The 11,786-nt window shown below is 63.9% G+C and carries 11 protein-coding genes; 4 read left to right on the top strand and 7 right to left on the bottom strand.

What is annotated here, in order from left to right; translation table 11 throughout:
* Window positions 1-566, top strand: a 566-nt coding sequence (locus tag ACWKY3_RS09210) for an MFS transporter (protein WP_449316106.1), incomplete at its 5' end; no start/stop codon positions are given.
* An 81-nt stretch (window positions 567-647) separates the two neighbouring features.
* On the top strand, window positions 648-1,166 hold the full coding sequence (locus tag ACWKY3_RS09205; RefSeq protein WP_449316105.1) for a hypothetical protein: 519 nt from the start codon (window positions 648-650) through the stop codon (window positions 1,164-1,166).
* Here ACWKY3_RS09205 and ACWKY3_RS09200 read toward each other — a convergent pair.
* The 5 genes from ACWKY3_RS09200 to ACWKY3_RS09180 all read right to left on the bottom strand — a co-directional run bounded on the left by ACWKY3_RS09200 (window position 1,134) and on the right by ACWKY3_RS09180 (window position 6,364).
* Window positions 1,134-2,447, bottom strand: coding sequence for a PucR family transcriptional regulator (locus ACWKY3_RS09200; RefSeq protein ID WP_449316104.1), 1,314 nt, complete (start codon window positions 2,445-2,447; stop codon window positions 1,134-1,136). The two genes, ACWKY3_RS09205 and ACWKY3_RS09200, sit on opposite strands and share 33 nt — an antisense overlap.
* 214 nt (window positions 2,448-2,661) lie before the next feature.
* On the bottom strand, window positions 2,662-3,879 hold the full coding sequence (gene rpsA / locus ACWKY3_RS09195; RefSeq protein ID WP_449316103.1) for a 30S ribosomal protein S1: 1,218 nt from the start codon (window positions 3,877-3,879) through the stop codon (window positions 2,662-2,664).
* Window positions 3,880-4,138: 259 nt separating this feature from the next.
* Entirely contained in the window at window positions 4,139-4,564 is a 426-nt protein-coding gene (locus ACWKY3_RS09190) for a Fur family transcriptional regulator (RefSeq protein ID WP_449316102.1), read from the bottom strand.
* Between the two features lie 156 nt (window positions 4,565-4,720).
* Entirely contained in the window at window positions 4,721-5,059 is a 339-nt protein-coding gene (locus tag ACWKY3_RS09185; RefSeq protein WP_449316101.1) for a P-II family nitrogen regulator, read from the bottom strand.
* A gap of 30 nt (window positions 5,060-5,089) precedes the next feature.
* On the bottom strand, window positions 5,090-6,364 hold the full coding sequence (locus ACWKY3_RS09180) for an ammonium transporter (RefSeq protein WP_449316100.1): 1,275 nt from the start codon (window positions 6,362-6,364) through the stop codon (window positions 5,090-5,092).
* Window positions 6,365-6,531: 167 nt separating this feature from the next.
* On the opposite strand from ACWKY3_RS09180, the gene ACWKY3_RS09175 reads away from it, so the two are divergent.
* Window positions 6,532-7,044, top strand: a complete 513-nt coding sequence (locus ACWKY3_RS09175; protein ID WP_449316099.1) for an N-acetyltransferase family protein — start codon at window positions 6,532-6,534, stop codon at window positions 7,042-7,044.
* A 153-nt stretch (window positions 7,045-7,197) separates the two neighbouring features.
* Here the strand turns inward: ACWKY3_RS09175 and ACWKY3_RS09170 are convergent, their stop codons facing one another.
* Entirely contained in the window at window positions 7,198-8,760 is a 1,563-nt protein-coding gene (locus ACWKY3_RS09170) for an FAD-dependent oxidoreductase (protein ID WP_449316098.1), read from the bottom strand.
* A 340-nt stretch (window positions 8,761-9,100) separates the two neighbouring features.
* Here ACWKY3_RS09170 and ACWKY3_RS09165 point away from each other — a divergent pair, with 340 nt between their 5' ends.
* A complete protein-coding gene (locus ACWKY3_RS09165; RefSeq protein WP_449316097.1) occupies window positions 9,101-10,540 on the top strand; it encodes a response regulator transcription factor in 1,440 nt (479 codons plus the stop codon).
* 87 nt (window positions 10,541-10,627) lie between these two features.
* Here the strand turns inward: ACWKY3_RS09165 and ACWKY3_RS09160 are convergent, their stop codons facing one another.
* Window positions 10,628-11,680 carry an anion permease gene (locus ACWKY3_RS09160; protein WP_449316096.1) on the bottom strand — a complete coding sequence of 351 codons (1,053 nt, stop codon included), beginning with the start codon at window positions 11,678-11,680 and terminating at the stop codon, window positions 10,628-10,630.
* Window positions 11,681-11,786: the final 106 nt, after the last annotated feature.

Below are 11,786 nucleotides of genomic sequence, written 5' to 3'. Positions count from 1 at the left end.
TGGCCCTCATCAGCAACGCCGTGCCCGCCGCCAGCGACATCCTCGTGCTGTCGATGGACCAGGCGGCGGCGCTGGCCGCGGCCACCTCGGCCATGGGCGCCATCTCGGCGTTCAACGGCCTGGGCAAGTTCGGGCTGGGGCTTATCTGGGACAAGCTGGGCTACCGGCGCGCTTTCGTCATCATCTCGCTGGTCTACGCCGCGGCGATGGCCCTGTGCTCCGTGGCCGTGGTCACGAGCAGCCTGCCGCTCATCGTGGCCGGGTTCGTGCTCCTGGGGCTGTCCTACGGCGGGTCCATCTCGTCCTCGTCGGCGGTCACGGGCAGCTTCTTCGGGCCGAAGAACTACAGCATGAACTACGCCTGCATCACCTGCCAGATGATCGTGGCCTCGGCCATAGGCCCCACCATCGCCGGCGCCTTCAAGACCGCAACCGGCAGCTACCTGGGTGCCTACCTGGTGTTTCTGGCCTTCGCCGTGGCCGCGCTGCTGCTGCAGTTCGTGGTCAGGCGGCCCAAGGACGCCGAGGCGGCCCCTGCCGGGGAGGCCTCGCCCGCCTCGGAGTAGGCGCTCGGCCCTGTCCGACCCCCTAACCGTCTGCGGGGGAGCGCCCCATGCGCTCCCCCGCCTCCTTGAAGGAGGACGTCCATGATCAAACGAGAGACGCTCATCATGTCGGGGATCCTCGCCGTGTCGATAGCGGCCGTCGCCGTTGTCGCCGCCCTCATGGGAGGGGTTCCCACCTGGCCGGGGTACTTCCTCGTGCTCCTGTTCTTCCTGGGAAAGTGCGAGCGCCTGGCCGACCTCAAGGACGTGGGATGCGGCGGCGCGGTGGGCATCGTGTGGTCGCTTGGCTGCTCGCTGGCCATCGGAACCCTGGCTCCCGCGCTCGGGCAGCCGGCGGCGCTCGGCATCGTGCTGTTTGCGAGCATCTTTTTGCTCGCCGCGCTGGGAGACGTCTGCCCCCTGCTGTTCAACAACTACGCGTTCGTGTACTACCTCATCGCCGCGCTGTTCGCGGAGCAGGCCACGCTCGCGTGGCTGGCGTCGCTCGTAGGGTTCGGGGCGCCGTTCGCGCTCATGGTGTTCGGCGGCAAATGGCTGCTCATCGACCGTCCCGCTCAACGGCGCGACTCAAACGGCCCGCTCACGGTCACGCGGCTTTAAGCCCCCCCCCCGCGTCTGCACCGGGGTCGCGCCGCGCCGGCCCTGCTGCTCTTGGGGCCGAGGCTTGTGCGCGGCCCCAAACGCCCTCTGCGTCTTCTTCCTCAGGCGCTGGCGGCTCTTCATCCATCTCACCATCTGGCACATCGTCGCCAAGCAGTAGTCTTGGTCGCTGTCGAAGGCGATCTCCGACAGGAACCGCTTGATCTCCTTGAGCCGGTGCCTCACGGTGTTGTAATGGACGCCCAGCGCCTCGGCCGCCTGGTTCACCTGCTCGTCGCATTCGGCGTACGCGACCAGCGTCTCGAACAGCATGCTGCCGTGCCGTTTGTCGTAGCGCTGCAATCCCCCGAGCGCGTCATCGACAACCTGGTTGAACGCATTGCTGTTCTTGGGATTGAGCAGTATGGAGAAGATGCCCAACCGGTCGAAGCGGTAAAGCGCGTTCGGCTTGCGGTCCGCAACGGCGAAGCACAGCGCCGAGAGCGCCTCCTGGTAACTGCGGTAAAGGTGGAGCACGATGTTCTTGCCCGTGCTCACCCCCGCATGCAGCGAGATGCCCGGTTCAAGGCGCTTCAGCTCCATGGCCGTCCGCCCGAACGTCTCCGCCACGCGCCTGCGAAACGCATCTTCGTCCTCGTCATCGTCCTGCAGCATGACGATAGCCTTGGTATCGAGGACCGAGAACCCGTATTCCACCTCGGCCGCCGCCCGCGCCTTTACGAAGGCGTCGTCGCCTATCCCGCCGGGCGCCCACATCGCCACAACCGCCGCCTTCTGCTTGATGTCCCACCCTAGCGAGAGCATCCTGCTTTTCGCCGTGCTTGCGTCCTCGGTCCCGATGGCAAGGTTCTTCAGGATATCGTCATCGAACACATAACTCGTGCCATACGCCTCTGTACGGAATATCTCATAGGTGATCGCATTGATGATCTGCGTCGGCGAAGGCCTCTCCCCCACCAAGATCACCGGAAAGCCCACCTTGTCCGCAACGTCGAGCATCTCTTGGGGGATGGTCGACAAATAGCGGTTCTTCTTGAGCGCGATACCGGCCACGCGCTGCCCTTTGAGCCGCTTGACAAGCTGCGGAAGAGGGTTCGGATAGTGCGCGAGCGCCCGTGCGTTGGTGAGGATGATGGTGTCGCCCGTGACGAACTCGACGCTGTCGTGGCTCTCCATGAGGGCGATGCCGCGCACCGGATTCGCCAAGCCGTCCTCGCCGGCGATGACGGCGGAGTCACGCATGACGGGCAACATAAGGATGTCGCGAACAGTGATGCTCATATGAACACGCTCCCCCTGTGACGACCTGCGCTTATGTTATTTTACACCCGGCACGTCAACCCGGCAACAAAGCGGCGCCGGCCGGTGGAAACAAGAGGCGGGCGGAAGGTGCGCCAAAGCGCTCCCACCCCGCCCGCCGCCTCGCCCCAAAACGCAAAAAGCGGGCCGGTCGCAACGACCGGCCCGCCTGCCAAACGCTATAGAATCCGAAGGGCTATTCCGCAGCCTCGGAAGCGGCGGCCTCCTCGGCGGGAGCCTCCTTCTTCTCGGCCTTCTTCTTGGCCGGCTTCTCCTCCACCTGGATGGACTCGTCCACCTCTATCTCGAAGCCCAGGTCGGCCGCAGCGGCCTTCATGGACAGGGAGATGCGGCGACGCTCGGGGTTGATCTCCATGACCTTGACCTTGACCTCCTGGCCGGTCTTCACAACCTGGGCCGGAGTGTCAATGTGACGCATGGCCATCTCGGAGATATGCACCAGGCCCTCGATGGACTGGCCCAGCTCGATGAACGCGCCGAACGGCACGATCTTGGTCACCTTGCCGTCCACGATGGAACCCACCGGGTAGCTCTCGACCAGCTTGATCCACGGATCCTCCGTCGTCTGCTTGAGGCCGAGCGAGATGCGCTCACGCTGCAGATCGACGTCCAAGACCTCGACCTCCACCTCGTCGCCCACCTTGACAACCTCGGAGGGATGGTTGACGTGGTTCCAAGACAGCTCGGAGATGTGCACCAGGCCGTCGATGCCGCCCAGGTCCACGAAGGCGCCGAAGTCCACGATGGAGGAGACGGTGCCCTTGAGGCGCATGCCCTTGGAAAGCTTCGCGAGGATCTCGGCGCGCTCGTTCTTGCGGCCCTCCTCAAGCAGCACGCGGCGGGAGAGCACCACGTTGTTGCGGTTGCGGTCCATCTCGATGACGCGGGCCTCGATCTCGGTGTTGAGGTACATGTCGAGGTCCTTGACGCGGCGAAGGTCCACCAAGGAGGCAGGCAGGAAGCCGCGCAGGCCGATGTCGAGGATGAGGCCGCCCTTGACCACTTCGATGACCTCGCCCGTGACCACTTCGCCGGCCTTGAACTTCTCCTCCACGCGGATCCAGGCGCGCTCGTACTCGGCGCGCTTCTTGGAAAGGATCAGACGGCCGTCCTTGTCCTCCTTCTGGAGCACGAGGGCCTCGATCTTCTCGCCCAGCTCAACGATGTCGGACGGATCGGCGTCCTTGCGGATGGACAGCTCGCGGGAGGGGATGACGCCCTCGCTTTTGAACCCGATGTCCACGAGCACCTCGTCGCGCTCGATCTTGACGACCGTGCCGTCAACCAGATCTCCCTCGTCGAACTCGGTCAGCGTGCCGTCGATCATCGCGTTCATCTGCTCGTCGGAGATGTCCTCGAAGTCGATGACGGACGTGTTCTTGATGTCGGTCAAAACGGACCCCTTTCAATTCCTTCTCGTCGGGGACCCTTCGCCATGATTGATTGCTAACAAAACCATGTTCGCTTGTGCAAGCGGCCTGCCTGTTCAGCTGCGCAACAAAACATGTCTCGGGGGCCTACATTACCGTACGCCTGCAGGATCGTCCTACAAGCCGCATCAGTATAGCATGCCAACGCGCGCTCTTTATGCTCTTTTTGCCCGCGCGCATGAGATTTTCAACCCGCCAGCCCCCGCCGGCCCCCGTCGGGCGCTACTCGCTTTGCGCCGCCCTGCGGCACGCCTCGCACACGCCGCCGAACACCACTTCCTCGCTCTCTATCGAGAAGCCGTGGGCGTCCACCACCCGAGCGGCGATGTCCATCTGCGGCATCTCGATGTCGAACACGCCGCCGCACACGCGGCACGTGGCGTGGTAATGCGGGTTCATGCGGAAGTCGTAGCGGTCGGCGCCGTTGGGAACCTCGACGCGGGTCACCTCGCCGCGGTTGGCGAGCACGCCGAGGTTGCGGTACACCGTGGCGCGGGAGATGTTCGGATGCTTCTCGCGCACCGCTTCGTACACGTCGGCCGACGTGGGGTGGCAGCGCAGGGACCGCACCGCCTCCAGCACGAGCGCGCGCTGGATGGTGTTGCGCGTGGTCGGACGTTCCTGTTTGTCGATTGTCTTGGATGCCATGTATGCCTCTTGCCGTGTCATAACCGTATCGTAGATTAAATAGGATTATATATCGTTAACGGCAAAAGGCAAGATGCACGCCGCCCGCCGGCCCGAAGAGGCCGGGATCGCCACACGTCGGCCATACGTCGCACACGCGTCCTCCATCTCAGGCCGTCACACGGCCCCTCCCCCCGTCTCGCCGGTGCGGATGCGCACCACCTGCTCCACCGGGAAGATGAATATCTTGCCGTCGCCCACCTCCCCGGTGCGCGCCGTCTTCTGGATGAGGTCCACCAGGGCGTCCACCTGCCCGTCGTCCACCACCAGCTCGAACTTCACCTTGGGAATCGTGTTCAGCAAAACCTCCGTCCCGCGGTAGAACTCCTTCCATCCGTGCTGGTGCCCGCATCCTTGCACCTGCGAGATGGTCATGCCGGACACCTGGGCGGCGAACAGCGCCTCTTTGAGCGGCTCCAGCTTCTCCGGTCGAACGATGGCCGTGATCTTCTTCATGGCTTGGTTCCTTTCGCCTCAAGGTTTGCGCTAGTCAAGTCCCACATAGGCCGGATACGCGCTCTCGCCGTGCGCGGCCACGTCAAGGCCCTGGGCCTCTTCCTCCGTGCTCACGCGCAGGCTCCCTCCAAACAGGGCCTTCACGACAAGTGCGATCACGACGTCGGCCGCGCCCACGAACGCGACGGTCACCAGGATGCCGAGCGTCTGGCTTATCAGAAGCGACGGGTCGCCTGTGTAGAGCAGGCCGCCGAAATCGGTCCACGACAGCTCGGGCACGCAGAACAGGCCGGTCAAAAGGCCTCCCGTCACGCCGCCGACCGCATGGCACCCGAACGCGTCAAGCGCGTCGTCATACCCTATCCTTTTCTTGAGCGCCGAGATGAAAAAGTAGCATACCGGCGACACCGCAAGGCCCATGACGACCGCCGCCCACGGCTCCACAAAGCCCGCGGCCGGCGTGATGGCCACAAGCCCCGCCACCAGGCCGGTGGCCGCGCCGACGAGCGTGGGCTTGCCCGCGCGCACGCGCTCCACCACGAGCCACGACACAAGCCCCGCCCCGGACGCCACCACGGTGTTGACGAGCGCAAGAGCGGCCACCCCGTCCGCATCGAACGCCGATCCCGCGTTGAACCCGAACCATCCGAACCACAGAAGCGTCGCGCCAAGCGCCACGAACGGCACGTTGTGCGGACGGTAGCTCATCACGCCGAAACCCTTCCGCTTGCCCGCCATCAGGCAGAGCACAAGGCCCGTGAGACCGGACGAGATGTGCACGACATCGCCGCCCGCGAAATCGAGCGCACCTATCATGTCGCCTATCAGGCTGCCCTCGCCGCCCCACACCATGTGCGCAAGCGGCGGGTACACGACCACGGTCCACACCGCCAAGAACGCGCACACCGCGCCGAACTTCATGCGGCCGGCCACCGCGCCGGTGATGATGGCCGTGGTGATCATGCAAAACGCCATCTGGAAGGCGATGTCCACCATGCCGGGGTATGCGGCGTCGGCGGTTTCGCCCGCGGCCTCGGCGAGCATCCCCTGCACGCTTCCGAGAAGCCCGATTTGGTCGAGGCCTCCGAAGAAGGGGCACGACCCGTCCCCTCCGTACGCGAACGACCATCCGCACGCCGTCCACGTGATCCCCACGATGCCGATGGCCGCGAACACCATCGCCATCGTGTTGACCACGTTCTTGCGGCGGCTCAAGCCTCCGTAGAAAAACGCCAGCCCCGGCGTCATCAGAAAGACGAGCATCGCGCACACCAGCATGAAGCCCGTCGAGCCTGCATCGAACATGTTCCTGCCTCCTTTTCGCTTCGTTTCGCTTCCTCGCCTCGATCATGACAGGCTTCGGGCCGGCGCGGGGCGGGATGCGCCAAAGTTAATGCGCTCGGAAAACGATGGCAACAAACAGGAAGCACAAGCGTTACACTACGGAAACACGCAAACGAAAGGCAGGCTGCATGGACGTTGAATTCATCCCGGTGGAATCCGACGACGACCGCGGGCGCTTAGCGGCGCTGGCCGACGAGATATGGCACGAGTACTGGCCGGCGCTCATCGGCGCGGAGCAGACCGACTACATGGTGGAGCGGTTCCAAAGCCTGCCCGCCATCGAGCGCGACATGCGCGAGCACGGCTACGAGTACTGGCTTTTGCGCGCCGTGGAGGGCGGGCGCATCGTCGGCTACACGGGCGGGCGCACGGAGCCTGAGACGAACCGCTACTTCATCTCGAAGATCTACCTGCGCGCGCCCGAACGCGGACGCGGCTTCGCCTCCCAGACCGTCCGCTTTTACGAGGACCTGTGCCGAAACCGCGGGCTTGTGTCCATGTACTTGACCGTGAACAAGCACAACGACCTGGCCATCCGCGCCTACAAAGGCAAGGGGTTCGCCACCATCGACGCCGTGGAAACCGACATCGGCGGCGGCTTTGTCATGGACGACTACATCATGGAGAAACGCATCGGGTGACGGCGCGGGGGCGCTTCCGCCGTCAAGCGGGCGCGCGGCGGCGAAATTGCGCGACGCGCGACCTGCCTCACGAGAAGGGCGTTGCCGGCAAACCTCGCCGACAACGCCCGAAACCCATCCGTCAAACGCGGTCGGGACTTTTCGTTGCACGCCCTACTGTGCATCCCAGCTATCGCGACCGGCTATCTGCTGCACGCAATAACGACCGAACGACATAGCGCCGCCCATGCTCACGCCCGATGCGTTGATGGCGCGCCGCGTCCCCGGAACGCAGCCCATATTGCAGTAATCGGAGATGTTCCCCGCCACGTGCAACCGGGGAATGACGTTGCCGAACACGTCGACAACCTGGCATCCTTGCGACACGTCCTGGCGTATGCCGCCGTACGTGACGCCCATGGCGGGAGTGGTCTTGAACGCATAGAACGGAGGGGTGTCCAGGGCAGGCGGAGTGGCGCCCGTTCCCGACGTGTGGGCGCGGCCGAAAACCGAGTCCACCCCGTCATCCAAAACATCGGCGTTGTAGCTTTCAACCGTCGAAACAAGCGCCTCGGGAGGAACCTCCATGAGAGCCGCCAGCTCCTCAAGCGTGTCTGCCTGAAGCAGAAGACCCGTCTCCTCCGCTTTATGATGATCGTAGTAGGCGGATTCGTTGTCGGTGTACTCGACCGCGATGTCGTTGTCCCACACCTGGTAGCACACCGCATCGGTCTGCTGCAAAAGCTCCTCCCACACATTGGTGTAGCCGCGCGACTCGTCCACGAAGCGCCGCCCCTCCATGTTGACCAAGATGGCGCCTTGGTGGTACATGGCGGTTGCGTCGGTGGGGCTTCCGTCCGGGTGCAACGTCGAGAGCATGGCGCAGTAGCTCATATGGCGGGTGCTCGCCCCCACTTCCATCGCCATCTGGATGCCGGAGCCATCCTGCCCGGGCGAGCAGGAGAAGAACGGAAGCTCGTGGATGACCGGCCCGAAGTTCCAGTCTTCGAGCATGTCCAGGTTGAGCGTGTAGCCGCCCGAGCACAGCAGGACTCCCTTGTTGGCCTTGTAATAGACCTCCCGTCCCTCTTCGCCCGCCACGACGCCGACGATCTGCCGAGAGACAGGGTCTTGGACAAGATGGTTGACATGCACGTTGAACTGGATGTCGGCTCCCGAAGCCTCGGCCGCCGCCTGCAACGCCGAGATGACGTCGCCAGGGGTCACATGGTGCTCTCGCGGACGCGAGTGCCCGTTGCTCTGGATCAGCCCGTCCTCTTTGAATTCCACACCCAGGCCGGTCAGCCATTCGTATAGGCCGGAGTTCAGGTCGCACAGCAGGCGCACGTAGTCGTCGTAATAGTCGTTCGCAAACCACGCGCACAGGTCCTCGTACATGATGTCCGCGCTATCCTCTATCCCCTCCTGCTCCTGAAGAGGCGATCCCGGAATGGCGATGCCCCCTCCGCAGATTGCGCTGTTGCCGCCTGCGATAGCCTGCGACTCCAAGATGATGATGCTCATCCCTTGCTCTCCCGCTTCAACGCCGGCGGCAAGACCCGCCCCTCCGGCGCCCACGGCGATGATGTCCGCTTCGTAATCCCACTCATCAGGCACCCACGACGTCCGTGCGGCACCGGACGAGGGCGCGCTCTGCGCCGCGCATCCGGCAAGACCGCCAAGGGCCGTCATGCCGCCAAGGGCCACGCCCCCTTTCAGAAAACCCCGCCTGCTCATCGACGCAACCTTCGCAGCGCGTCCCTTCGAACGTTTCTCCATCGCAATCCTCCTTATTCTTCCGATGTTCGCGCAAAAGCGAACCGGCGACTTGCGGAAGCCCGCCTGGCACCTTGCGCCAGTACACCTTACGAGCGTCCTCGTCCGTCGACACTCCCACGTTCAAGGGGAAATGCGGACAAGCCCGCGAAACCGCATCCCACGATCGGGGTGGTTCTGGAAAATCGCGCGAAAAACCAGGCGCGCACCGGTGGCAAACGAACTCGTGCTGCGATATGGTGATGCAAGGGGAAACGATCGCGCGAAGCAACGATGGGCGCTCGATTCAAGGAGGAGACGCATGTCCACGAGCGAGAAAGCACGCCTTGCCTTTTCCGTCCTCCGATGCGAGGCGCCCGTCGAATGGGTGCCGCTGCTTGCCTTGGCGGCTCCCCAATCTTGGATCATCCTCATGCTCAACGCGCTTGAGCCCTCGGCGCCGTTCGCTTACGAATGCTTCTTCCTCGCCGAAGGAGCGTCTTTGACCGCAGCCCTCGCCGTCTTCCTCTTGCAGCCCAAGGCCCTCTCCCGCACTTCCGTCCTGCCATGGCCGCTCATCGCAGTCCTGTGCTTGTCACTGCCCCTCGCCGTGCTCGCCCCGAGTTCGCTTGGAGCGGGAGCCTCCTTTGCCGGAGCGATTTTGGGAGGCTGCTCGCAAGCCATGTGCTTCCTGCAGTGCTTCATCATGTACAGTCGCGTGAGTGCGAGGCGGCGAATAACCTTCATTCTGCTCTCTTTCGCGCTGGCCCCCGTTGCGCGCATCCCCCTTGAGCTTATCCCCGCAGAAGCGTCCTCTCTGATTGGCGCGCCCTTGCCCGCCATCTGCTTTGCCCTGTGCGAAGTCCACGGGAAGCACGCGCCCGGCAACCCGCCGGATGAAAATCCGAGAAAGCACGGCAAGGAGAGCGCCCGGATGTTCGCTTTGCTGGGCTTTATCGCCGTGGTGGCGGGAGCCTCCATCGGAAGCAGCAACATCCCCATCCAACCTTACGCGAGCAGCCCCGCAGTGGCGACAGTGGGGCTGATCTTCCATGTTGGCCTGCCCCTGCTCCTGCTTCTCCTCGTTCGCCGCCTTGAAAACATCGGCCTCGACCACCTGTGTCAGATCGCGCTCGCCGCAGCTTGCTTTTCGCTCGTCGCCATCTCCCAGCTCAACAGCCTTATGCCGAGCGCCGTTTTGGCCGCAGTGTCCGACTTCATCCATTACTTGGCGCTGGCGATATCCTACACCGTGCTTGCGACCATCGCCGACCGAACCGCTGCGCATCCCGCAATCGTGTTCTGCGCCGGATGGGCGCCCTACATCCTCGCGGATTCGGCCGGCATGTTGATAGCCAGGGCCCATGGAGCCCCTTACGGGTCGCCAGCCGTATCCGCGGCCCTGTACCTTTCCTGCTTCGCCGCAACCGGCATCGCGGTCATGCTCAACGTGCGCTATGGAACGGACCTGCGCCTGTTCGGGCCATCCTCAACCGGAAAAAACGACGACGCAGCGCCCAACGCAGCGCGCGCAAACCTTGAGCGCCGCAAAGCGGTGCAGGACAGATACGGCCTCACTCCGCGGGAGGTCGAGGTCATGATCTACATCAGCAAGGGATATTCGAAAAGCCACATTGCCGAGAAGCTGTTCATCTCCCAAAACACCGTAAGGGACCATGCGAAGCACCTTTACGCGAAACTGGGAATCCACAGCCGCAACGAGCTGCTCGAGTTGCTGGACTCCAACAGCGATCAGGCGTGAAGTCAGCGAGTCCATGCGCAAGCACGCGCCCTTAAAAGCGCCCGGGCCACCGCTTGACGCCTCGCACGCAAGCGTGCGTGCCGCGCGTCAGAAGCACATGAGGAACAGATGCGTGAACAAAAACGCCAGCAAGCCGCAGCCGGGGAAGGTGAGCACCCAGGTGAGCACCATTCTGCCCGCAAGGCCCCATTTCACGTTGCGCAGGCTCTTCTCGGCCCCCACGCCCATGATGGCCGTGGTCTTGGTGTGGGTGGTGGACACCGGCAGGCCCGTGAACGTGGCAAGCCCGATGCAGAAGCAGGCGGACAGGCAGGCGGCGAAGCCTTGGTACTGCTCCATCTTCACCATCTCCATGCCCACCGACTTGATGATCTTCTTGCCGCCCACGGCCGTGCCAAGGCCCATGGTCAGCGACACCAGCAGGATGAGCCACAGGGGAAACACCACATCGGAGTAGGCGGCGCCGTCCATGGCAAGCATGATGCCCAGCATGCACAGCGAGAGGAACTTCTGCCCATCCTGCGCGCCGTGCAGCACGGCCACGCCGGCGCCCGAGACGATCTGCGCCCACTTGAAGAAGTGGTTGGCGCGCGCCCGCTCCGCCCCGCGGCATACCACTTTGATGAGCCGCGTGAACAGCCATCCCGTGCCGAACCCGAGCACCGTGGAGATGACCAGGCCGTAGACGACCTTCATCCACTCGGCCCCGTTCACGCCGCCCAAGCCCCCCTGCAAGGCGATGGCCGCGCCGGTGATGCCGGCGATGAGGGAGTGGCTCTGCGACGTGGGTATGCCGAAGTACCACGCCGCCACGCCCCACACGATGATGGCCACCATGGCCGCGGCCAGCGCGACGAGCGCGGCGTGGTTGTTGCCCCCGAAGTCCACCATCTTGAAGATGGTGGCGGCCACCGCCGACGAGACGGCCGTGATGGCCACCAAACCGACGAAGTTGCACACCGCAGCCATGGCGATGGCGGGCGTGGGCCTCATGGCCTTCGTGCCCACCACCGTGGCGATGGCGTTGGGCGCGTCGGTGGCCCCGTTGACCACCGTGGCTCCCAACGTCAGCAAAACGATGATCGCAAGAACGGGGTCGCTGCAAAACGCAGCGACGAACGCACCGAGATCGTAGTCCATGCGAAGCCCCCTCGTCGGAAAACACCGTGCACACACGCCAGAAGAACAATATCAGGACTTCGCAAAGTTGCAATCAAGTTTTTGTAAAATCCTGCCGCCAAGGCGC

This window comes from Rubneribacter sp. (assembly GCF_965361815.1).
This window is presented reverse-complemented; position numbering and strand designations above follow the sequence as displayed.

Coding starts and splice junctions, on each gene's coding strand:
- ACWKY3_RS09205 (WP_449316105.1), top strand. CDS start 648: ATGATCAAACGAGAGACGCTCATCATGTCGGGGATCCTCGCCGTGTCG.
- ACWKY3_RS09200 (WP_449316104.1), bottom strand. CDS start 2,447: ATGAGCATCACTGTTCGCGACATCCTTATGTTGCCCGTCATGCGTGAC.
- ACWKY3_RS09190 (WP_449316102.1), bottom strand. CDS start 4,564: ATGGCATCCAAGACAATCGACAAACAGGAACGTCCGACCACGCGCAAC.
- ACWKY3_RS09185 (WP_449316101.1), bottom strand. CDS start 5,059: ATGAAGAAGATCACGGCCATCGTTCGACCGGAGAAGCTGGAGCCGCTC.
- ACWKY3_RS09180 (WP_449316100.1), bottom strand. CDS start 6,364: ATGTTCGATGCAGGCTCGACGGGCTTCATGCTGGTGTGCGCGATGCTC.
- ACWKY3_RS09175 (WP_449316099.1), top strand. CDS start 6,532: ATGGACGTTGAATTCATCCCGGTGGAATCCGACGACGACCGCGGGCGC.
- ACWKY3_RS09170 (WP_449316098.1), bottom strand. CDS start 8,760: ATGAGCAGGCGGGGTTTTCTGAAAGGGGGCGTGGCCCTTGGCGGCATG.
- ACWKY3_RS09165 (WP_449316097.1), top strand. CDS start 9,101: ATGTCCACGAGCGAGAAAGCACGCCTTGCCTTTTCCGTCCTCCGATGC.
- ACWKY3_RS09160 (WP_449316096.1), bottom strand. CDS start 11,680: ATGGACTACGATCTCGGTGCGTTCGTCGCTGCGTTTTGCAGCGACCCC.